General features: G+C 60.8%; 18 protein-coding genes. 6 read left to right on the top strand and 12 right to left on the bottom strand.

The annotated features are described in order from the left end of the window. The first annotated feature begins 46 nt into the window (after nt 1-46). Nucleotides 47-2143: a carboxy terminal-processing peptidase gene (locus HGP12_RS13655; protein WP_168879092.1), complete on the top strand. Its 2097-nt coding sequence runs from the start codon at nt 47-49 to the stop codon at nt 2141-2143. Between the two features lie 82 nt (nt 2144-2225). Here HGP12_RS13655 and HGP12_RS13650 read toward each other — a convergent pair whose 3' ends face one another. Both HGP12_RS13650 and HGP12_RS13645 read right to left on the bottom strand, forming a co-directional pair. Continuing rightward, entirely contained in the window at nt 2226-3524 is a 1299-nt protein-coding gene (locus HGP12_RS13650) for an MFS transporter (RefSeq protein WP_168879091.1), read from the bottom strand. Between the two features lie 348 nt (nt 3525-3872). Beyond that, on the bottom strand, nt 3873-4748 hold the full coding sequence (locus HGP12_RS13645; RefSeq protein ID WP_168840527.1) for a helix-turn-helix transcriptional regulator: 876 nt from the start codon (nt 4746-4748) through the stop codon (nt 3873-3875). Nucleotides 4749-4860: 112 nt separating this feature from the next. Here HGP12_RS13645 and HGP12_RS13640 point away from each other — a divergent pair, with 112 nt between their 5' ends. The 5 genes from HGP12_RS13640 to HGP12_RS13620 all read left to right on the top strand — a co-directional run bounded on the left by HGP12_RS13640 (nt 4861) and on the right by HGP12_RS13620 (nt 11705). Then, nucleotides 4861-6315: an MFS transporter gene (locus tag HGP12_RS13640; RefSeq protein ID WP_168840528.1), complete on the top strand. Its 1455-nt coding sequence runs from the start codon at nt 4861-4863 to the stop codon at nt 6313-6315. A gap of 293 nt (nt 6316-6608) precedes the next feature. After that, the gene (locus tag HGP12_RS13635) at nt 6609-7103 is read left to right on the top strand and encodes an Lrp/AsnC family transcriptional regulator (protein WP_168840529.1); all 495 of its coding nucleotides are present in this window, start codon (nt 6609-6611) and stop codon (nt 7101-7103) included. Between the two features lie 120 nt (nt 7104-7223). After that, nucleotides 7224-8720, top strand: coding sequence for an NAD-dependent succinate-semialdehyde dehydrogenase (locus HGP12_RS13630; protein ID WP_168879090.1), 1497 nt, complete (start codon nt 7224-7226; stop codon nt 8718-8720). A gap of 31 nt (nt 8721-8751) precedes the next feature. Next, nucleotides 8752-10131: an aspartate aminotransferase family protein gene (locus HGP12_RS13625; protein WP_168840531.1), complete on the top strand. Its 1380-nt coding sequence runs from the start codon at nt 8752-8754 to the stop codon at nt 10129-10131. 143 nt (nt 10132-10274) lie between these two features. Continuing rightward, nucleotides 10275-11705: a PLP-dependent aminotransferase family protein gene (locus tag HGP12_RS13620; RefSeq protein WP_168879089.1), complete on the top strand. Its 1431-nt coding sequence runs from the start codon at nt 10275-10277 to the stop codon at nt 11703-11705. Between the two features lie 21 nt (nt 11706-11726). On the opposite strand, the gene ehuA is transcribed toward HGP12_RS13620, so the two are convergent. From ehuA to HGP12_RS13570, 10 genes are all read right to left on the bottom strand, one after another. Continuing rightward, nucleotides 11727-12491 carry an ectoine/hydroxyectoine ABC transporter ATP-binding protein EhuA gene (ehuA, locus tag HGP12_RS13615; RefSeq protein ID WP_168879088.1) on the bottom strand — a complete coding sequence of 255 codons (765 nt, stop codon included), beginning with the start codon at nt 12489-12491 and terminating at the stop codon, nt 11727-11729. Further along, a complete protein-coding gene (gene ehuD, locus HGP12_RS13610) occupies nt 12488-13180 on the bottom strand; it encodes an ectoine/hydroxyectoine ABC transporter permease subunit EhuD (RefSeq protein WP_168879087.1) in 693 nt (230 codons plus the stop codon). The genes ehuA and ehuD overlap by 4 nt, the downstream gene beginning before the upstream one ends. Continuing rightward, a complete protein-coding gene (gene ehuC, locus HGP12_RS13605; protein WP_168840535.1) occupies nt 13177-13842 on the bottom strand; it encodes an ectoine/hydroxyectoine ABC transporter permease subunit EhuC in 666 nt (221 codons plus the stop codon). Before ehuC ends, ehuD begins: the two co-directional genes overlap by 4 nt. A 93-nt stretch (nt 13843-13935) precedes the next feature. After that, a complete protein-coding gene (gene ehuB / locus HGP12_RS13600; protein WP_168879086.1) occupies nt 13936-14793 on the bottom strand; it encodes an ectoine/hydroxyectoine ABC transporter substrate-binding protein EhuB in 858 nt (285 codons plus the stop codon). A 104-nt stretch (nt 14794-14897) separates the two neighbouring features. Next, nucleotides 14898-15917 (bottom strand): N(2)-acetyl-L-2,4-diaminobutanoate deacetylase DoeB, encoded by a 1020-nt coding sequence (gene doeB / locus HGP12_RS13595; protein ID WP_205926449.1) that lies wholly within the window; start codon nt 15915-15917, stop codon nt 14898-14900. Between the two features lie 9 nt (nt 15918-15926). Continuing rightward, on the bottom strand, nt 15927-17105 hold the full coding sequence (doeA, locus tag HGP12_RS13590) for an ectoine hydrolase DoeA (protein WP_168879084.1): 1179 nt from the start codon (nt 17103-17105) through the stop codon (nt 15927-15929). After that, nucleotides 17102-18118, bottom strand: coding sequence for an ectoine utilization protein EutC (gene eutC, locus HGP12_RS13585; protein ID WP_168879083.1), 1017 nt, complete (start codon nt 18116-18118; stop codon nt 17102-17104). The genes doeA and eutC overlap by 4 nt, the downstream gene beginning before the upstream one ends. After that, nucleotides 18115-19101 carry a hydroxyectoine utilization dehydratase EutB gene (gene eutB / locus HGP12_RS13580; protein ID WP_205926448.1) on the bottom strand — a complete coding sequence of 329 codons (987 nt, stop codon included), beginning with the start codon at nt 19099-19101 and terminating at the stop codon, nt 18115-18117. Before eutB ends, eutC begins: the two co-directional genes overlap by 4 nt. 600 nt (nt 19102-19701) lie before the next feature. Next, entirely contained in the window at nt 19702-20004 is a 303-nt protein-coding gene (locus HGP12_RS34030; RefSeq protein WP_409527208.1) for a hypothetical protein, read from the bottom strand. A gap of 95 nt (nt 20005-20099) precedes the next feature. Beyond that, nucleotides 20100-20942, bottom strand: coding sequence for an oxidoreductase (locus HGP12_RS13570; protein WP_168840540.1), 843 nt, complete (start codon nt 20940-20942; stop codon nt 20100-20102). Nucleotides 20943-21056: the final 114 nt, after the last annotated feature.

The raw sequence follows: 21056 nt of genomic DNA, 5'->3' as shown, positions 1-21056 counted from the left end.
GATCATATACCGAACACTCAACGATCCAGAATCGGGCCAAGATTTGATGCGTATGAAATATGGTTTACTCTGCCTTTTCCTGGCAATTGCTCCGTCGGCATATGCTCTGGAAGCAGGTTCGCCGCCAATTTTGACGCCACTGCCGCAACAGGCGCAGGCCGCTCATTTGAGCGCGGAATTCCTCACCCGTTTCCATTACAGGCCGGTTCCGCTGGATGATGCTCTGTCGGCTAAGGTCATGAACCGGTTCATCAAATCCTTGGACCCGGACCGGATCATCTTCTCGCAGGCAGATATCGACAAGTTCATGGCCGGCAGCACCAAGATCGACGACGCCATCAACCAGGAAGACCTGAATATCCCGTTTTCCATTTTCAACGTGTATGAGCAGCGGGTGGTCGACCGCATGAGCTATGCGCGCAGCCTGCTCAAGCAGAAGTTTGATTTCAGCGTGCAGGAAGATTATCCCCTGGTGCGCGACAAACAGCCTTGGCCGCAATCCGAAGCGGAAAGCAACGACCTGTGGCGCAAACGTGTCAAGAACGACTGGCTGCGCCTGAAATTGGCCGGCAAGGATGATGCCGCCATTCGCGACACGCTCGACAAACGCTACGAAAATTCGCTCGAGCGTGCCTACAAGTACAAGAGCGACGACGTGTTCCAGTCGTTCATGGATGCCTATACGACGTCGGTCGATCCGCACACCGACTATTTCGGCGCGACCGCTTCGGCTGAATTCGATATTTCCATGAAGCTCTCGCTGGTCGGGATAGGCGCGGTGCTACAGGAAAGAGATGATTACACGACGATCCGCGAGCTCGTGGCGGGCGGCCCGGCGCAGTTGTCCGGCAAGCTCGCCGTCGGCGATCGTATTATCGGTGTCGGCCAAGGCGAGAACGGCGCGATCAAGGAAGTGGTGGGGACCCGCCTCGACGAAATCGTGCAGATGATACGCGGCGCGAAGGGTTCCGTCGTGCGCCTAGATATCCTGCCGGCGGATGCCGGCCCTGATGGCAAGCATCACGTCATCAGCCTGCTGCGTGACAAGATCAGCCTCGACAAGCAGGCTGCCAAGAAGACCATCCTGTCGGTCAAGGATGGCGATGCCAGCCGCAAGATCGGTGTCATCACCCTGCCGGCATTCTATGAAGACTTCGAAGCGCGGCGAAAGGGCGACAAGGATTACCGAAGCGCGAGCCGCGACGTCGCCAAGCTTCTCGATGAGCTGAAGCAGGACAAGGTCGAAGGCGTTCTCATTGACCTTAGAAACAATGGCGGCGGCTCGCTCGCCGAAGCGATCGATTTGACGGGTCTGTTTGTCGGCAAAGGTCCGGTGGTTCAGCAGCGCAATGCGGACGGCCAGGTGGAAGTGGAAAACGACGATCTTTCCACCCCCGCCTGGACTGGTCCGGTCGGTGTGCTGATCAATCGCGGCTCGGCGTCGGCTTCCGAGATTTTTGCCGCGGCGATACAGGATTATGGCCGAGGCGTGATCGTCGGCGAACCGAGCTTTGGCAAGGGCACGGTGCAGACCGTTGTTAATCTCGACCAGGTTGCCCATAACGCCAAGCCGAAATTCGGCGAACTGAAATTGACTGTGGCCCAGTTTTTCCGGGTCGATGGCGGCACGACGCAGCTGCGCGGCGTGACGCCCGACATCAGCCTGCCGGGTCTTTCGGATCCAAAGAGCTTTGGTGAATCGAGCTATGACAATGCCCTGCCGTGGACGCAGGTCAAGCCGGCCAAATATGCGCCGGCCGGCAACGTAAAGGTATTGCTGCCGCAACTGCAAAGCCGCCATGAAGCGCGCGTGCAGAACGATAAGGATTTCCAGCGCTTTGTCGAAGACATCGCCGTGCTGAAAGCACAGCGCGACAAACAGGTCATTTCCCTCAACGAAACCGAACGTCGCAACGAAATGGCCGCTCAGGCAAATCGCCTCAAGTCGCGCGACCAGATCAACGATGGCGTGGATACCGGCGAGGACGACGGCCTGCAGGCCAACGAACGCAGCCTGAGCGCCGATATCGCCATCGAGAAAGCCCGCAAGAATGCAAAGGACGTGCTGCAGAACGAGGCTGCCGCAATCCTCGCCGATGAGGCGATCCTGCAGGCGGGAGCGCCGAAGACGGCGGCTCAGTAGCGCGGAAACAAAGGGTTTGTATAAGGGAGAGATCGCGGTAAACCGCGATCTCTCCCTTGACTGGCAGGCAACCGTAATAGGTTCAGGACATTCCCTCTTGTAATCTGGATGATGCGACCTGGATGGGTTTAGGCGCCGCGGCAGCGGCGCGCAGGATTCCATGAAAACCGGCCCAGAGCGCAATCGACCCCAGCGCGAAGCTTCCCAAAATCACGAACATCGCGCTATAACCAATTTCCTGCGCGAGCCAACCGCCTATGGCTGGACTCAAGGAAGCGCCGACACCTTGTACGGTCATCACAATCCCCTGGCCGGCATTAATGCGGCCGGTTCCGTTCAGGACGCGTGCGACCAGCGCCGGCACGGCGACACTCTGCAGGCCCGCGCCGACGCCATCGAGGATTTGGACCGGATATACGCCCCAGGCGGTAATCAGGTGGGCCGCGACAAAACCGCGGACCGGCAAAGACATGAAGGAGACCAGCAGCACGAGCCACTGCCCCCTCTTTTCCGCCATATGCATCGCGATCAACGAGGTGATGATCATGGTGCCCTGTGCCACTACGACGGTCAGGGCAACAAAAGCCGCCGGATCGCCCCGCTTGGCGGAGACCACGGCAAGCCCGTAGAGCGGCAGCATCGCCCCGTTACCGAGATGGAATAATGCGAGAGCACCGGCCAGAATCAGCAGCGGCTTTGACCCCGCAAGCACCTCGAAACCGCTCGGTTTGCGCTGCGCTACAGTTCCCGTTTCCCCTTGCAGGTCGATCACGCGAAGAACGGCGCCCCGCGCCTCGTTATCGTCGATCGCGGCGGGCGGAATCATCAGAACGGAACCGATGGTGAGCACGCCGAATACGGCGGAAAGCCAGAATACCGCCGTTAGTCCGAACATCCAGCCGAGCCATCCTGACAAAGCGGCGCCGACCAAATTGCCGGCATGGTTGAAAGCTTGATTGTAACCAGTCTGCCGATTGAAGCCGGCTTGCCGCGCGATACCGAGGGTAATCCCGCTGAGAGCCGGGCCGATCGCGGCGCCCGCAACGGCAGTCGCAATCTGGGACAGCGCCACAACCCAGAAGACCTGTGACAACAATATGATCATGGAGGCCAGCACGGTGCAGATGCCAAGCACGATAACGCACGCGCGCTTGTGCGTCGTCTCATCGATGAAGGCCCCGGCCGGCGCCATCATCAGCATGCCGGCAAAGCCGCCGATCGTCATGACCGAACCGATCGATCCGCTTTGCCAGCCATGCGCGATCAGGAAGACACCAAGAAAGGGGCCGATGCCTGCCTGAACATCGGCCATGAAGAAGTTGAGGAGCGCGAGCGAGATGAGTGCGCGAGCTTGCTGGTCAAAAGGCGATGAGCGCGGCAAAGGATAACCATATCGTTCCTGAAATCGTCAGATGAACAGCACCCGGCCGCAAAAGGTTCCCAGCGAGCGGAGCGCCATGTCTTCGTACGTCGACGCGTCACAGTTACGCCTGGTGTTGCTATGGCGGAAATGCCATCGAGTTAGAGCGTGATGCCGAAAAGTGTAGGCGGTTTTTGGACGGCATCACGCTCTACTTCTTTGATTCTAGAGCGGATTCAGATTTCAGGTCGATTCGACCTAAAATCATCCGGCTATAGGGCCAATGATTATATGGTGATCGGACCATGAACGACGCGAGGTTCTGGCAATCGCGGCCCGTTCGACGGTAGGGCATTAACGCCAAATCCCTCAGCAGGTACGCTTGCGTTTCATCATGGTTTTCAGCCTTTCGGCTCCGATCTCATCGACGGGCGTGTAGACGATCATGCGGTCGTCATTGCTGGGGCTTGCCCACCAATTGTTGGATTGCAGCGCAAGGATCGTACCGTCGGCAAGACGGAAGCGCTTGACAACGTTCTCGATGCCTTTGAGCTGGTAGCGGTCCCAGACGATGCGGAACTGATCCGAGGCGCTCATATAGCGCTCCAGCTGCCGCTCCCAGACAGGATCGTCGAGATGTTCCGCCATAGAGGCACGAAACAGGGCGGCCATGTTGGCCAGCATCTCGTCGGGGTCGGCCTGGCTTGCACGCCAGGCAGGATTGACGAGGGATAGGTAGATGCAGTTTCGATCTTCGGGTGGGAGCGCATTCAGGTCCACCCCGACGAGACGGCGATAGGCTTCGTTGAAGCCGCGGATATTGTAGCGCTTCGTCTGGATGAGCGCGGGATAAGGACAGAGTTGATCGAGAATGTGCTGGCTTGCCGCGGTCAGCGGCTCGCAGACCCGGGGAGGTTCGAGCCGGGGCGGTACGGGCAGGTTCGCCAACCTGAACAGATGCTCCGTCTCGATCTCATTGAATTCCAGTGCCTGTGCGACAGAGAGGAGCACGCGCGGCGACACGCGGATCGGCCGGCCCTGCTCAAGCTTCGTGTACCAGGTAATGCCGATATCGGCCCGTGCCGCCACTTCCTCGCGCCGCAATCCAGGTGTACGAACCCGTCCTGCGCGGCCAATGCCCAATCGCTTGGGATCGAGCGTTTCGCGCCGGCGTCGCAGCATCTCGCCCAGTTCCTGCGCACGCGACAGCATGTGATTGGAGGTTATGTCGAGCGTACCGTGCATGTCCATTCTCCAGCCTGATACTTTTTATACCAGTCTAAACAGATGTCTTGTACCGGTTTAACATAGGTATAGAAGACTGTGGACTCAGTTTTCCAAATCCTTTGAGGTCTTCATGTCATCCGCACCAATCCGGCTCGGCCAAGTCGGCCTGATGATCCTGCTCGCCGGCCAATTGCTGCTGCAGCTCGATTTTTCCATCATCAACGTCGGCCTTGCCGCCATCTCTGCCTCGCTGCACGCCGGCGAGACCGAACTTGAACTCTTCGTTGCCGCCTATGGCGTGGCGTTCGCCGTCTGCCTGGCCATGGGCGCGCGCCTCGGCGACAATTTCGGCCGCCGACGCATGTTCGGCCTGGCCGTGCTGATGTTCTGCCTTGCCTCGCTGCTCTGCGGCGTCGCGACATCCGTCGCCTTCCTCATCGTCGCCCGTGCGCTGCAGGGAATTGCGGCAGCGCTGATGGTGCCGCAGGTGCTGGCGACGATCCATGTCACGCTCACCGGACGCGACCATGCCCGCGCGGTTTCCCTCTACAGCGCAATCGGCGGAATTGCCTTCATTGTCGGCCAAGTCCTCGGCGGCTTTCTCATCTCCGCCAATATCGCCGGCTCCGGCTGGCGCAGCATCTTCCTCATCAATCTGCCGATCTGCGTCCTGATCCTTTGCAGCATCTGGCGCCATGTTCCCGAGACACGCGGCCAAGACAGAGTCCCGGTGGACTGGTCCGGCATGGTCACGCTGGCATTGCTGACGCTATCCGTGCTGCTGCCGACGGCGCTTGGCCCGTCCCTGCATTGGAACTGGCTCTGCCTGCTGGGCTTCGTGCCGATCCTGCCGCTGACGGCGCTTCTCTGGCGCATCGAGCGGGCCAAGGAGGCACGCGGCGCCTTCCCGATCCTGCCACCATCGCTGACCCGCATCTCCAGCATGCGCTTCGGCGGGCTGATCGCCATCATCTTCTTCACCTGCTGGAGCGGCTTCATGTTCGTCTTCGCCCTGACGCTGCAGGCGGGCGCCGGTCTGACGCCGCTGCAATCGGGCAATGCGCTGATCGCGCTCGGCGGCTCCTATTTCGTCTCGGCCGCTTTCGTCACGCCCCGGCTTGCCGGCATGCGCCGCGAAGCCATGCTGGTGACGGGCTGCCTCATCCAGATGACCGGGCTCGTCCTGCTCATCGTGACGCTGGAAATGGTCTGGCCGCGACCAGGCGTCATCAACCTCATCCCGTCGACCATCCTGATCGGGTTCGGTCAGGCGCTGATCGTCAACTGCTTCTACCGCCTCGGGCTCGCCGATGTGCCACATGAACATGCCGGCGCAGGCAGCGCCATGCTCGCCACCATGCAGCAGGTTTCGCTGGGCCTCGGGCCGGCGATCCTGGGTGCCGTCTTCGCACAGGTCCTGCAATATAAGAGCTTCTATCTCGCTGCGGGGGTGACGGCCATCGCCGTCGAGCTCGGGCTGATGGCCATTCTGCTGCTAGCCACGCTTCTACGCCTGGCTCGTCAGCGCGCCCTTCCAAAAGAAGCTGTCGAAATCGACGACACGCTGATCGTGGCGCCCGAATGATGCCGCGATGAAGCTGCCGCTGCTGTGGCGCCAGCAACAGCGGCTTCACGCCAGAAATACTCCCATGCCGGATCTGCCGCCGGCGTGACTGATCACTCAATTCCGCTTAGAGCGCGATGCCGAAAAGTGTAGGCGGTTTTCGGACGACATCACGCTCTACTTCTTTGATTTTAGAGCGGATTCAGATTTTAAGTCGAACAGACCTAAAATCATCCGGCTCTGGGCGCGCTTGTCAGTCCCGGTTTCGAATGCCATTGCTCTTGGAACCTCGGATGACAGACAAGCAGCTTTAGATGAAACTGGACACAATCGACCTGCGGATACTGGACGCCATTCAACGCGATGGCCGCATCACCAAACTTTCGCTCGCCGAGAAGGTCGGCTTGTCGCCGACGCCATGCTGGCTGCGCCTTCGCAAGCTGGAAAAGGCAGGCATCATCACAGGCTATCATGCACGCCTTTCGCTGCGCCGGCTCGCGCCGATCGCCAATGTCATGGTTGAGCTGACACTTGCCAACCATCGACAGGCCGACTTCGAGCGCTTCGAGCGAGCAATCGCAGCCATCCCGGAAATCGTAGCCTGCTGGGCCGTCGGCGGCGGCGTCGACTACATTCTGAAAATCATGGCCGCCAATATCGACGCCTACCAGCGTCTGATCGACGATCTCCTCGATCGCGATCTCGGCATCGAGCGCTATTTCACCTACATCGTGACCAAGACCGTGAAGGAGGAGACGGCACTGCCCGTCACCGACCTGCTCTCTCCGGATGCGTCTGGCGACGAATAGAGAGACTCTCTACCGACGCCATCCTCTTTAGCTGCTTTCTCTCTTCCGCCCGCTACCAATGGACAATCTCTCGCGGCGTTCCGTGAGAGCATTATGGCATCTGGAACGAGAGACCCGACCATGCCTGCGCTCCACGCCCGCACCACCTATCATGAAGCCCTTTCGCGGCTGAACGACCGCCATCTGCTGCGAGACCTCTCCTATGTGGCGGGCCGTTGGGTCGCCGGCAAGGCCGGTCGCAGCTTCCAGGTCACCGATCCCGCATCCGCCGCAACACTTGCCTGGGTCACCAGCCTCGACCAGAGAGAAGCCTTCGAGGCCATCGACGCGGCAACGGATGCCTTTGCGGCCTGGCGTTCACTCCTGCCGCAGCAACGATCATCGATCCTGCGCAGGTGGTACGAATTGATGATCGAGGCGCGCGAGGATCTGGCGCTGATCATGACGCTGGAACAGGGCAAGCCCTTGGCCGAATCCCACGGCGAGATCGATTATGCCGCAGGCTTTATCGAGTGGTATGCCGAGGAAGCAAAGCGCATCAACGTCGAAAGCGTGACCAGCCATCTGCCCGACACCGAAATGTTTGTCCGCAGGGAAGCCCTGGGTGTCGTCGGCATCGTCACGCCCTGGAATTTCCCCGCCGCGATGATCACGCGCAAAGCAGCCGCAGCGCTCTCGGCCGGCTGCACCGTCGTTGCCCACCCATCATCGGAAACGCCATTGTCGGCGCTTGCGCTCGCGGAACTCGGCGAACGCGCCGGTCTTCCCGCCGGCGTCTTCAACGTGCTGACCGGCGATGCCGCAACCGTCGTCGGCGCCTTCTGCGACGATCCGCGGGTCAGGGCGTTGAGCTTCACCGGGTCGACCGGCATCGGCAAGCTGATCGCCGGTCAATGCGCCGCAAGCATGAAGCGGCTTGTCATGGAGCTTGGCGGTCATGCGCCCCTGATCATCTTCGACGATGCCGATCTTAATCGTGCCGTCGATATCGCCATCAATGCGAAGTTCGCAACTTCCGGCCAGGATTGCCTCGCCGCCAACCGCATCTTCGTTCAACGCCCGATCATGGACGCTTTTGTCGCGGCTTTCAGCAAGCGCATCGCTGCCCTGAAGGTTGGGAACGGATTGGCCGATGGCGTCGACATCGGACCTCTCATGCACGAGCGCGCCATTGCGAAAGTCGAGGAACACGTCGCCGATGCCCTGAATGGCGGCGCGAGACTTGCCACCGGCGGGAAACGCCACTCCGCCGGCCCGCTGTTCTTCCAGCCGACCTTGCTTGTCGATCCCGCGCCGGATGCCCTGATCATGCATGAGGAAACATTCGGACCAGTCGCGGCGGTGACGCCCTTCGATACCGAAGACGAGGTCGTCGCCCGCGCCAACGATACCGAGTATGGCCTTGTCGCCTATGTCGTGACGACGAGCGGCGCCCGGCATATGCGGCTTGGTCGAGCTCTCGAATACGGCATGATCGCCGTCAACCGCGTGAAGATCACCGGCAGCTCGATCCCCTTTGGCGGCTGGAAGCAGTCGGGCCTCGGCCGCGAAGGCTCCCGCCACGGCATCGAGGCCTTTACCGAGCTCAAATATCTCTGCGTCGACACGACAGCCTGACGCCCCGAATAGAAAAAGAAGGAACCACACTATGCTGGACAAGCGCAACGAACTGAACGCCTGGGACAGGGACCATTTCTTCCATCCGTCGACCCATATGGGAATGCATGCGCGCGGCGAAACTCCGACCCGCGTCATCGCCGGCGCCGAAGGCGTTTACATCACCGACACCAACGGCAAGACAAGCCTCGACGCCTTTGCCGGTCTTTACTGCGTCAATGTCGGTTATGGCCGGCAGAAAATCGCCGATGCGATCGCCGAACAGGCAAACAACCTCGCCTATTACCACGCCTATGTCGGCCATGGCACGGAAGCCTCGATCACGCTATCCAAGATGATCATCGACCGCGCGCCGGACGGCATGAGCCGCGTCTATTTCGGCCTTTCCGGCTCCGACGCCAACGAGACCAACATCAAGCTCATCTGGTACTACAACAACATCCTTGGCCGCCCGGAAAAGAAGAAGATCATCTCCCGCTGGCGCGGCTATCATGGCTCCGGCGTCATGACGGGGAGCCTCACCGGCCTGGAGCTCTTCCACAACGCCTTCGACCTGCCGCGCGCGCCCATTCTTCATACCGAAGCACCTTATTTCTTCCGCCGCGCCGACCGGTCGATGAATGAGGAGCAGTTCGCGCAGCATTGTGCCGACAGACTGGAGGACATGATCCTCGCCGAAGGTCCGGAAACGGTCGCAGCCTTCATCGGCGAACCGATCCTCGGCACCGGCGGCATCGTTCCGCCGCCGAAGACCTACTGGCAGAAGATCCAGGCCGTTCTCGACAAATACGATGTGCTGCTCGTGGCTGACGAAGTCGTCACCGGCTTCGGCCGTCTCGGCACGATGTTCGGCTCCGATCATTACGGCATGAAGCCGGACCTGATCACCATCGCCAAGGGTCTGACGTCTGCCTACGCGCCGCTTTCCGGCAGCATCGTTTCCGACAAGATGTGGCAGGTTCTCGTTCAGGGATCCGACCAGCTTGGCGCCATCGGCCACGGCTGGACCTATTCTGCCCACCCGATCTGCGCGGCTGCCGGCATCGCCAATCTCGAACTGGTCGATGAACTCGGCATCGTCGAAAATTCTGGCTCCACCGGTGCCTACTTCCGCTCGGAGCTCACGAAGGCAGTCGGCGATCACAGGCATGTCGGCGAGGTCCGTGGCGACGGGCTGATGGCGGCCGTCGAATTCGTCGAGGACAAGGATGATCGCAAGTTCTTTGACCCGGCGAAGAAGATCGGCCCGCAGGTGGCGGCAGCGCTGCTTGAGCGCGGTGTCATAGGTCGTGCCATGCCGCAGGGAGACATCCTCGGCTTTGCCCCGCCGCTGTGCCTGACCCGTGAGGAAGCCGATACCGTCGTCAAGGCGGCCGCCGGCGCCATCGAAAGCGTGCTTTCGAACCGCTGATCCGGCCGGCCGGAAGAATGGCTCTGTTTTGCGAGACGATTTGGCGGCCCGTTGTTGACAATGGGCCGCCAGATCTCATTCGGTCATCGCCATCCGGCAATGGATGGTATACATGGATCCTGAGAATTGCACCGGATCAATCCATGTATCGTCATGATTCAAAAGACCAGGACAATGGCGCCTGGAAACCCGTCCTCCAGCATCGCAAGGGCGTGACCAAGCACAAGCTGCTTACCGACAAGATCATCGCCGACATCGATGACGGCATCCTGCCGGTGCACGCGCAGATGCCGACGCATCGCGATCTCGCCCATGCGCTTGGCATTTCGGTCCAGACTGTGAGCCTGAGCTACAAGGAAGCGGAGCGTCGCGGCTATCTGCGCGGGGAAGTCGGACGCGGTACCTTCGTGCGCAGCCGCGTCACCGAACGCGCCGACAGCTTCATGCTCGATCGCGATCCGAGCGGCAGCGCCGATCTCTCCATCATCCGGGCCGTCTATACGGAGGCGCATGAACGATCGGCTCGTGAACTCATGCAGGCGCTGGCCGAAAGCGACAATAGCAGCTTCATGCGGCCCTGCAGGCCGATCGCTGGCCTCGATGCCCATCGCGCAGCAGCGCAGGTCTGGCTCTCAGGCCTGTCGGTCAAGACCGATCCGGACCGGATCCTGATCACGAACGGCGCGGCGCACGGACTGTTCCTTGCCGTCGCCTCGGTCGTTCGGCCCGGCGAAGTGGTCCTGACGGAAAGCCTGACCGATCACGGCATCATCGGCCTTGCCAATGTTCTGGGTTTCACGCTGCGTGGTCTTCCGACCGATCGCGAGGGTATCCTGCCCGACGCTTTCGAGGCGGCCTGCGCCATCGGCGACGTGACGGCGCTTGTCATCGTTTCCTCGCTCGGCAATCCCACCAGCCACGTCATGGGGGCCGAGCGCCGGCGCGCAATCGCCGATATAGCCCGCCGGCATGGCATCTTCGTCATCGAGGACGAGGTTTACAAACCGATGCTGCGGGAACCCCTTCCCTCCATGCCGGATCTCATCCCGGAACTCGGCTTCTTCGTGACCAGCTTCACGAAGTCCGTGATGACGGGATTGCGTATCGGCTATCTGGTGGTGCCGGCCCACTATTCGATCCGCGCCGCCTCGATCCTGCGCGTTACCGGCTGGAGCGCCACCAATGTCGTTGCCGAAATGGCGTCGCGCTGGGTTCTGGATGGGACGGCGCAAGCCCTGCTTGCCGTCCAGCGAAGCGAAGCGGAGGCCCGGCAGGCGATCGTCTCCGACGTGATGGCCTCGTTCGTTGCCGGCAGTCATCCCCTGTCGCTTTGTGCATGGCTGTCGGTTCCCGAGCGCTGGACGGAGGAAGGCCTTGTGCGCGCACTTGCCCGCAAGGGTGTCGCGGTCACGCCGTCCGATCCGTTTGTCGCCGGTGGAGAGCGGCCGGTTGGCGGCATTCGCATCTGCCTGGGCGGCCGCCTGTCGCATTCCGCCCTTCGCTCGGCACTCGAAACCGTTCGCGGCACCTTCGAACAGTTGCCGCCTGTCTTCGACGTCGGCTCGATCGTTTAGCCTTGCCGCAGCTCAATCCCGTCAAAGGATCGAGCGCAGAAACTCCTTCGTGCGCTCTTCCTTCGGCGCGCTGAAGATCTCTTCCGGCTTGCCCTGTTCGCAGATGCGGCCCTTGTCGAAGAAACAGACGCGGTCGGACACTTCGCGGGCAAAGCGCATTTCATGCGTGACCAGCAGCATGGTCAGATCGTGTTCATGGGCGAGATCGCGAATGACGCCGAGGACTTCGCCGACGAGCTGCGGATCGAGTGCCGATGTCGGCTCATCGAACAACAACACCCTTGGACGCATGGCGAGCGCGCGGGCGATTGCTACGCGCTGCTGCTGGCCGCCGGAAAGCTGGCTCGGATACTGATCCTTCTTCTCCGAAAGGCCGACCATGCGCAAAAGGTCGACAGCGCGGCACTCGGCTTCCGCCCGCCCAAGCCCGAGCACGCGCATCGGCGCCTCGACGACATTGCGCAGCACGGTCATATGCGGAAACAGATTGAAGCTCTGGAAGACCATGCCGACATGGGTGCGGATCTGGCGCAGATGAGCCTCGCTGGCGAGGAAGCGCCCGCGGCCGTTTTCCTGATGATAGGACATGCCGGCCAGGTGCAGGGTTCCGTCCTGGAAAGGTTCAAGCGTCATCAGGATGCGCAGGACGGTTGATTTTCCGGAACCGGAAGGGCCGATCAATGTCACCTTCTCGCCGGGCGCGACATCGAAGCAGAAATTGTCGAGCACGGTCAGGTGGCCGTAGCGTTTGGTCACATCTTGAAAGCGGATCAGTGGTTGCGTCATCTCAGAGCAATTCCGTTTTTCGGCAACGCCTTTTCGAGCCAATGGATGGCTGCCGAGCAGACGAGCGTGAGGATGAGGAAGATCAGACCGACGAGGGAAAGCGGCACCAGATACTCGAACGTCCGATCTCCGATGAGATTGGCGAGGTTGAGCATGTCGACCACCGTGACGACGGACAGGACCGGCGTCTCCTTGAGCATGGAGACGAGATAGTTGCCCATGGCCGGAATGATACGGGGAATGGCCTGTGGGATGATGATATCCCAATAGGTGCGGCCGCGCGCGAGATTGAGTGCCGTCGCAGCCTCCCATTGCCCAAGCGGCACCGCATCCAGACCGCCGCGATAGACCTCCGACGTATAGGCCGAATATTGCAGCCCGAGCGCCAGCGCGCCGGTCAGGAAGGCCGGCAGTACGATGCCGTAGATCGGCAGGACGTAGTAGAGGAAGAAGAGCTGGACGAGCAGCGGCGTATCGCGCAGGAACTCGATGACGAAAGCCGTCGGCCAGGAGATCGCCGCGAAGCGGCTGCGCCGCAGCAAAGCGAAGACCAGGCCGAGAACAAGGGCGATCGCAAAACCCGCGGCTGCCGCCTCCAGCGTGACGATCAAGCCGATGCCGAGGATCGGCAGGATCGACAATGCGAAGGACAGCGTGGTCGACGTGTCCCAGGTAAAACCATACATCATGCCGGCGCCCTCCCCGGGAAAGCGACGCCGCGGCGAAGGATCGTTTCCAGCCAGCGCATGAAGGCAACCAGAATGAGCGCCATGATGAAATATCCAATCAGCGTCAGCGAATAGATCGTCACGCTGTCGAGCGTGATGTTGCGCAATTGCTGTGCCTGGAACGTCAGATCGCTGATCGAGATCAGCGACACCAATGCCGTATCCTTCAGGTTCTGCACGGCAAGATTGCCGAAAGCCGGCATCATTTCGACCACGGCCTGCGGCAGGACGATATGGAAGAGCGTCTGACCCTGCTTGAAATTCAACGCCCGCGCCGCCTCGTGCTGCGTATCGGGAACCGCTTGCAGCGCGCCACGCACCACTTCCGCGCCATAGGCGCCGATATTGAGTGCCAGACCGGCAATGCCCGTGGTGATGGGATCGAAGGAGATCCCGATCAGCGGCAGCGCATAATAGAGCCAGAAAAGCTGCACCAGAAGCGACGTGCCGCGAAATATCTCGATATAAACGATCGCGATTCCGGAGAGCAACCGCCCTCCGGCAAAGCGTGCAAGGCCGGCCGCAAAGGCGAAGATCGCGCCGAGAAACATGGAGGCGATGGCGATGAGCGCCGTCACCTCGGCGCCCTTCAGTAATGCGGGCAGATAATGTGTCCAACTCATGTCCGGGTCACCTCCGTTTCAGGATGGGAGGGGCCGAGCGACCTGGCGATTGTCCGCAGACCGCCGCCAGATCGCTCACGATTATCAATAGGCTCACTTGCCCGCGCACAGATCTTCGGTGCTCTTCGTGCGTGCGGCCTCGACACTTTCGGCGCTAAGACCATAAGACATCAAGATCTTCTTGTAGTCGTCGGTCTTCTTGAAGGCTTCGAGGGCGGTATTGAAGGCCTTGTAAAGATCCTTGTCCTCGGGCCGGAAATCGAAGCCGCCATAGCTTCTGACGGATTTTCCGCTGATGACCGGATCGGTGAACGGCTCCGCATGCTCGACATTCGTGCCACCCTGAACGAGCTTGGCGACGGTCAGCTCGGTTGCCGCATAGGCGTCGGCACGGCCGGTCTGGATCGTGGAAAGCGCATCCGCATTCGCCTGGATCATGACGATCTGGGATTCCGGAATGCCCAGCCCATGGAAGAAATCGAGCTGATCGGCACCCGATACGATCGCGACCTTCAGAGACGGATCCTTCTTGATGTCCTCATAGGAATGCAGCTTCTTCGGATTGCCCTTCGGCACCAACAGCCCCTCGCCATAGCTGGAGTTCGGCGTGGTGAACTGCACCTGCTTGCAGCGTTCCGGCAAAATGTTCTGCTCGGCGGCAACGAAGTCGAAGCGCTTGGCTTTCAGGCCGGGGATCAGCGATCCGAACGGCGTCACGGTCCAGTCGACTTCCTTGACACCCATCGACTTCAGGACCGCGGCGGCGACATCGGGACCGATGCCCCTGGCGGCGCCGCTCTCGTCCATATAGCTGTAGGGAACCTCATTGGCGCTGGCGCCGCGGATATAGCCATCCTTCTTGATCTGCTCGAGGCTGGCGGCATGGGCGGATGCGGCCAGGCCGATGGTCAGGCCCATGGCGGCGAGGCTGCGGTAAAAATTCGATCTCATCGTTCACTCCTCTGTGGTTGAAGTCCGTCATCGGCTGTCCGGTTTTCCGGATCTTTGCCGTTAACGGGGTGGTGATCCGCGCCGCGCTGTCGCGGCACGGTAATTCAGGGGCCTTCCGTCAAGGTTGCAACGACGGCGAGGCAATCCCCGGTCTTGATGAGGCCGGGGAAATGACGTGCGGCAAGAACACCGTCCAGCGCCGCCCGATAGTCTAATGGTACGGATCCAGTACGGCCGATTGGATGGATGCGGGCGATGATCTCTCCCCGCAAAACCGTGTCGCCCAAATCCTTGAGCGGCTCGAAAAGCCCGTCGGCCTCGGCGAAGACGAAACAGTCGGAGGACGGCATGTCGAGCCATTGCGTCGCTTCGATCTCCGGCTTGCCTGCAACGATTCCCGCGTGCTTCAGGACATTCAGGACACCGCGCTTGGCAATGGAAGCCGTACGCGCCGATATGGTTCCACCGCCCGAAAGCTCGGTGGTCACGAAGACCTTGCCCATCTCCTCGGCCGTGGTGTCGTACATGCCGACGGCATCGATCTCGATCATCCGCATGGAATAGGGTGCGGAAAACGCGGCGACGTCATCGAAGCAGGCTTTCTCCTGGCCCTTATCGGGCAGAGCATGCGCTGCGGCATAGGGCAGGAAATCGAGGGTACGGCCGCCCGAATGGAAATCGAGCACGATGTCGGCCAGCGGCAGTAGATGGCGGGTAAAGTAATCGGCGATCTTCTCCGTCACGCTGCCATCAGGCCGACCGGGAAAACTCCGATTGAGATTACCCTTGTCGATCGGAGAGGTGCGGGTGGCTGCCTGGAAGGCAGGATAATTCATCGCCGGAACGATGATGATCCTCCCCTCGATCTCCTCGGCCTTCAGCGTCCGAGCCAGATCGAAAAGCGCGACAGGCCCCTCATATTCATCGCCATGATTGGCGCCGGTCAAAAGCGCCGTCGGCCCCTCACCGTTCCTGATGACGCAGATCGGGATCATGATCGAACCCCATGCGGAATCGTCGCGCGACCAGGGAAGACGCAGGTGGCCGTGCTGGATACCGTCGCGGCCGAAGTCGACGGTCGGGGTGATCGGCGATGGTCGTTTGGAAATGCTCATGCTGTTCATCTCAGGCAATCACTTCACGACAAGCCGGCGTGGCACGTTAGAGAGGCATTCGACGCCGCTCTCGGTGATGACGATGCTTTCCGTGATCTCCATACCCATGTCTTCGAGCCAGAGGCCGGTCATGAAGTGAAAGGTCATGCCGGGCAGGAGTTCGGTGCGATCGCCAGGGCGCAGGCTCATGGTGCGCTCACCCCAATCCGGCGGATAGGACAGGCCGATCGGATAGCCCGTGCGGTTGTCCTTAACGATCCCGTATTTCTTCAGGACGGCAAAAAAGGCGTTGGCAATGTCCTCGCAGGCGTTACCCGGCTTGGCGGCGGCAAGGCCGGCCTCCATGCCTTCGAGCGTCGCCTTCTCCGCATCCAGAAACGCCTGGGTCGGCTTGCCGAGGAACACGGTGCGCGACAGCGGGCAATGATAGCGGCGATAGCAGCCGGCGATCTCGAAGAAGGTGCCCTCGCCGCTTTTCATCGGCTTGTCGTCCCAGGTCAGATGCGGGGCGGAGGCATCGGCTCCCGACGGCAGCAGCGGCACGATTGCCGCATAATCCCCACCGAAGCCGTCGACGCCGCGAATGCCGGCATCGTAGATTTCGGCAACGAGATCGGACTTGCGGATTCCCGGCTCGACTTTCTCGACGATCCGCTGGTGCATGGCTTCGACGATACGGCCGGCCTTGCGCATATAATCAAGCTCGGTCGGGCTTTTGACGGCGCGCTGCCAATTCACGAGCCCCTGGGCATCCTTGAAGCGGGCATTCGGCAGATGCTTGACGAGCGAGGCGTAGGCTGCGGCGGTGAACCAGTAATTGTCCATCTCGACGGCGATCGAGGCATTGGCCCAGCCGCGCTCCTCAATAATCTTCGAGAGCAAATCCATCGGATGGCGCTCGTTGGATTGTACATAGTGATCGGGATAGCCGATGATATTGTCGTGGGCGAGATAGGTCGTGCGCTTGGCGCCATTGGCATCCTGGCCGCGCCCGTACCAGATCGGGTCGCCGGAACCGGGTACCAGCACGCATTGATGGACGTAAAAGGACCAGCCGTCATAGCCGGTGAGCCAGTGCATGTTGGACGGATCCGTCACGATGACGAGGTCGACACCGGCCTTTTCCATGGCGCGGCGCGTCTTGGCGAGCCGCTCGGCATATTCGGCGCGGGTGAAATTGAGGGTCGGTTCGCTCACGCGGGGTCTCCTGATGCTTTTGTCGTTTCGATCGCCTGCCCCGTACCGGCTGAGACAGCACGGCGATGGGCAAGCGTGGCAATGGCGGTATCCTGCACGCCCGTCCCGGTCAGATCGCAAAGGGTGATCGCCTCGCGCGACCGTCGACCGGCCACCTGGCCTGAGACGATGGCGCCAAGTTCGGGAAAATCAGCCATCTCACTTGCAAGCCCTGCGGCGATCGCATGATGGAGCTCGCCCAGCCGCCGCGTCTGCTTTAAGCTGTCGGCGACGTAGGGCATGGCCTTTGCAATAGCTGCCGGATCGATCTCGTTCTTATGTTCGGCATCCGAGCCCATGGCGGTGATATGCTGGCCGGGCTGCAGCCAGGCGGCATCAAGGATCGGCTTATCCGAGGGTGTGGTGGTAACGATGATGTCGGCGCCACGGCAGGCTTCTTCGGCATCCGCTTCCGCCGAAACGGAGAAACCGAGCTCCACCGTCAGCTCCCTTGCGAGCTTCTCGGCCTTTACCGGATCGCGCGCCCAAATTCGGGCCGCCTCGATCGGCCGGACGAGTGTAAGCGCGCGCAATTGCAGGCGAGCCTGCATGCCCGCGCCGAGAATTGCGGCTATCCGGGCATCCGGACGGGAAAGATGCCGCGCGGCCACGGCGCCCGCAGCGGCCGTGCGCACATCGGTCAGATAACCGTTATCGAGCAGAAGCGCCTCGACCAGGCCGGTGCGCGCCGACAAGAGCATCATCAACCCATTGGTACTCGGCAGTCCAAGCGACGGATTGTTGAAGAAACCGGGACTGACCTTGATTGCGAAACTGTCGAGATCGGGAACATAAGCGGTCTTCACATCGACCTCGCCACGATGGGCGGGGATATCCAGCCGCATGATGGGCGGCATTTCCACGGCCCTTGTCGCCAGTGCGGCAAAGGCCTGCTCGACGCAATCGACGACATCTCCGTCGAGCTGGACGATCTTGCGAAGGTCGGTTTCCGTCAGGATCAGCACACGCGTCATGGCGCCACCTCCACCTTGAGATCATCGACGATCGCCCGATGGACCACCGGATCGATATTGCCCCCGGAAACGACAATCGCGGTCGGGCCATCGGGCCTGATCTTGCCGGCAAGCAAGGCCGCTATCCCGACTGCACCGGCACCCTCGACGGTCTCGCCTTCGATCCTGGCCGCATGGCGAATGCCCTCGGCAATTTCGTCTTCGCTGAGCAGGATCACATCATCCAGAAGCGCGCGGCACATCGCGAAGGTCAGGCGGTTGTCGAGGCCGATGCCGCCGCCAAGCGAATCCGCCAGGGTCTCGACCTCCCGCACATCGATCGGCCGACCGGCTGTGAGACTTGCCGCCATTGCCGCGCCGCGCTCCATCGACACGCCGACGACTTTGGCGGCCGGCAGACGACCCTTGATTGCCGCGGCAGTGCCCGAAGCCAGACCACCACCCGATAGTGGCACGAGAACAAGTGTCGCCTCCGGCAGATCGTCGGCGACTTCCAGCCCGAGCGTGCCCTGGCCGGCAATGACGGCGGCGTCATCGAAGGGAGGCACGAAACACATGCCTTCTTCACGGACCAGGCGCTCGACCTCCCGCATGGCATCATCCTGCGAATGCCCGACGATGCGAACATCTGCCCCGAGGCTTCGGATCGCGCCGACCTTATTGACGGGAACAAGCGCAGACAGGCAGATGGTCGCGCGTGCGCCCATCGTTTTGGCGGCATGAGCGACTGCTCGGCCGTGATTACCGGTCGACGCCGTCACCAGTCCGCGCGAACGGGCCTCCTCGTCAAGGCAGAGAAGCGCGTTCGTGGCCCCACGCAGCTTGAAACTGCCGGTCTGCTGATGGTTTTCCAGCTTGAGATAGACGGGCACGCCCATACGCTGAGACAGCGCATGTGAGGGCCGCAGCGCCGTGCGCTGCACATATCCGGCAATGCGGCGCTGCCCTGCCTCGATATCTCGCAGCGTGACCATCATCGTCATGGCGCACACTCGCACCTTGCTATCGATGTGACCGATACCATTACGATTTTCATTCCTCTCGCGCTGGATGTTCATGACATCAGCGTGAAAGAGGTAATGGATCATGTCAATCTGTATATTGTTTCATTACAATTATACGTGTTCTTTTCGAAGGCAATGGCAAATCTCTTTCGAACGGCAACTCCCGCAACGCATTCGGCGGTCTATACCGACCATGATAATTGCTGAGCGCATATCGCAATCCGGCGCGCGCCCGCCCGTAGAGGAAGTCGGGCTATACGTAAACGACATGTCAAATCTGACAATTTGCTGGAGATGCGCGCGCTCGACCGCGACAGGGTATGTCCCCGCGGCCTTTTGCTCTCATAGCGCGCTACGCCGATCAATGAGCGCCCTGGTCACGGAAATGATAAACCTGCCATCCCAACCTTCTCACAAAAGGTGGTGGCAGGATTGCATCGGGCGAAGCTCACGCCGTTTCCAGCGTAGCACTGTCCCGATTGGCGGGCGGCCGACTTGCAAGCATGAACGTCTGCCGCCCGGCTCTATTCGTGAACGACGAAGCTCGTTCCTTAAAGTGCTCTCATTGGGAGCGTGGGCTTAGTTGTTCAGAGCGCCGCCGATAATGGCGCCGAGCGCAAAGGCTGCTGCCGGATACCAGAGGCCATCATTGTGACGACGATAGCCGGGTCGGCGATCGCGGTAGCCTCTATAGCCATGATAATAGCCTGCGCGGTCCCTGCCGCGATATGGTCCCCATCCGGGACGTCCCGGACCGCGCGGCGGCATGTTGCGATGAACCTCGCCGGGACGATCCCGATGATGACGGGGCCATTCCTGTGCGTTGGCGAAAGGCGCTGCAAGCGTTACCGTGGCCATGGCGATAATAAAGATCTTTTTCATTGGGCTTCCTTCTCATTCGTCAGGGGACCTTAGTAATCGCAGGGTGAATAGAGCGTTAACACGCCACTACCTTAAATAGCCGGTTGCGCAAACTATCAGCTCTCGAAATCAACGCTCGTCGTCACCTCGGCCAAGGCTTCGAATTCAGCCTTCAACGTCTCTAACCGTGCCTTGGCGACCTTCAGCGCGGATGTCCCAAGCAGAAGCCGAAGCGGCGTTTGCTCGGTTTTGACGGCGTTCAGGATCGCTTGTGCTGCCTTCCTCGGATCTCCCGGCTGTAAACCGGAAACCGCACGCGTAGCGCTCCGCCTCTTCCCCGCCGTCTCGGCATAGCCATCAATGATGACGGGGGATTCGATCATGGACCGTCCAGCCCAATCGGTACGAAAGGCCCCCGGTTCGACGATCAAAACCTTGATGCCGAGCGGCCCGACTTCATAAGATAGCGATTCCGAAAGCGCTTCGACGGCAAATTTCGTTGCGTGATAATATCCGGTTGCCGCGAATGCGACCAATCCTCCGAGCGAGGAAAGATTGACGATGCAGCCGCGCCGTCTTGCACGCATGCCCGGAAGCACGGCCTTGGTGACATCAAGCAGACCGAAGACGTTGGTTTCGAATTGGGCGCGTATCGCGACATCTTCTCCCTCCTCAATCGCCGCGAGATAGCCGTAGCCGGCGGCGTTGACGAGCACATCGATCCGGCCGAAACGCCGCTCGGCCTCGCCGATCACCTGCTCGATGGTTGCACGATCGGTTACGTCAAGCCTCGCGGCGACGACGCGATCCGGAAATCTTTCAACGAGTTCGCGGATCGTCTCCGGGTCGCGTGCCGTGGCAATCGCGATATCGCCTGCCTCCAGCGCCACCTCGGCAATCGCGCGTCCAAGTCCTGATGAGGCTCCAGTGATGAGCCATATCGATCGATGATCCGTCATTCTCTTATCCTTCCAAATGCTGCGATCATGATGATCTCGCATGCGGAAGAGATACGCTCGCCAATGGCGTCAGCTTAGGCCGATCCTTTCGAAGTTTTGCACAATCCTACCATC

This window comes from Rhizobium sp. P28RR-XV, assembly GCF_012641385.1.
Lineage (GTDB): Bacteria > Pseudomonadota > Alphaproteobacteria > Rhizobiales > Rhizobiaceae > Rhizobium.
This window is presented reverse-complemented; position numbering and strand designations above follow the sequence as displayed.

What these genes read in the sequence shown, in the direction of transcription:
- HGP12_RS13655 (WP_168879092.1), top strand. Translation starts at nt 47, where the DNA reads ATGCGTATGAAATATGGTTTACTCTGCCTTTTCCTGGCAATTGCTCCG.
- HGP12_RS13645 (WP_168840527.1), bottom strand. Translation starts at nt 4,748, where the DNA reads ATGCACGGTACGCTCGACATAACCTCCAATCACATGCTGTCGCGTGCG.
- HGP12_RS13640 (WP_168840528.1), top strand. Translation starts at nt 4,861, where the DNA reads ATGTCATCCGCACCAATCCGGCTCGGCCAAGTCGGCCTGATGATCCTG.
- HGP12_RS13635 (WP_168840529.1), top strand. Translation starts at nt 6,609, where the DNA reads ATGAAACTGGACACAATCGACCTGCGGATACTGGACGCCATTCAACGC.
- HGP12_RS13630 (WP_168879090.1), top strand. Translation starts at nt 7,224, where the DNA reads ATGCCTGCGCTCCACGCCCGCACCACCTATCATGAAGCCCTTTCGCGG.
- HGP12_RS13625 (WP_168840531.1), top strand. Translation starts at nt 8,752, where the DNA reads ATGCTGGACAAGCGCAACGAACTGAACGCCTGGGACAGGGACCATTTC.
- HGP12_RS13620 (WP_168879089.1), top strand. Translation starts at nt 10,275, where the DNA reads ATGTATCGTCATGATTCAAAAGACCAGGACAATGGCGCCTGGAAACCC.
- ehuA (WP_168879088.1), bottom strand. Translation starts at nt 12,491, where the DNA reads ATGACGCAACCACTGATCCGCTTTCAAGATGTGACCAAACGCTACGGC.
- ehuD (WP_168879087.1), bottom strand. Translation starts at nt 13,180, where the DNA reads ATGATGTATGGTTTTACCTGGGACACGTCGACCACGCTGTCCTTCGCA.
- ehuC (WP_168840535.1), bottom strand. Translation starts at nt 13,842, where the DNA reads ATGAGTTGGACACATTATCTGCCCGCATTACTGAAGGGCGCCGAGGTG.
- ehuB (WP_168879086.1), bottom strand. Translation starts at nt 14,793, where the DNA reads ATGAGATCGAATTTTTACCGCAGCCTCGCCGCCATGGGCCTGACCATC.
- doeB (WP_205926449.1), bottom strand. Translation starts at nt 15,917, where the DNA reads ATGAACAGCATGAGCATTTCCAAACGACCATCGCCGATCACCCCGACC.
- eutC (WP_168879083.1), bottom strand. Translation starts at nt 18,118, where the DNA reads ATGACGCGTGTGCTGATCCTGACGGAAACCGACCTTCGCAAGATCGTC.
- eutB (WP_205926448.1), bottom strand. Translation starts at nt 19,101, where the DNA reads ATGACGATGATGGTCACGCTGCGAGATATCGAGGCAGGGCAGCGCCGC.
- HGP12_RS34030 (WP_409527208.1), bottom strand. Translation starts at nt 20,004, where the DNA reads ATGAAAAAGATCTTTATTATCGCCATGGCCACGGTAACGCTTGCAGCG.
- HGP12_RS13570 (WP_168840540.1), bottom strand. Translation starts at nt 20,942, where the DNA reads ATGACGGATCATCGATCGATATGGCTCATCACTGGAGCCTCATCAGGA.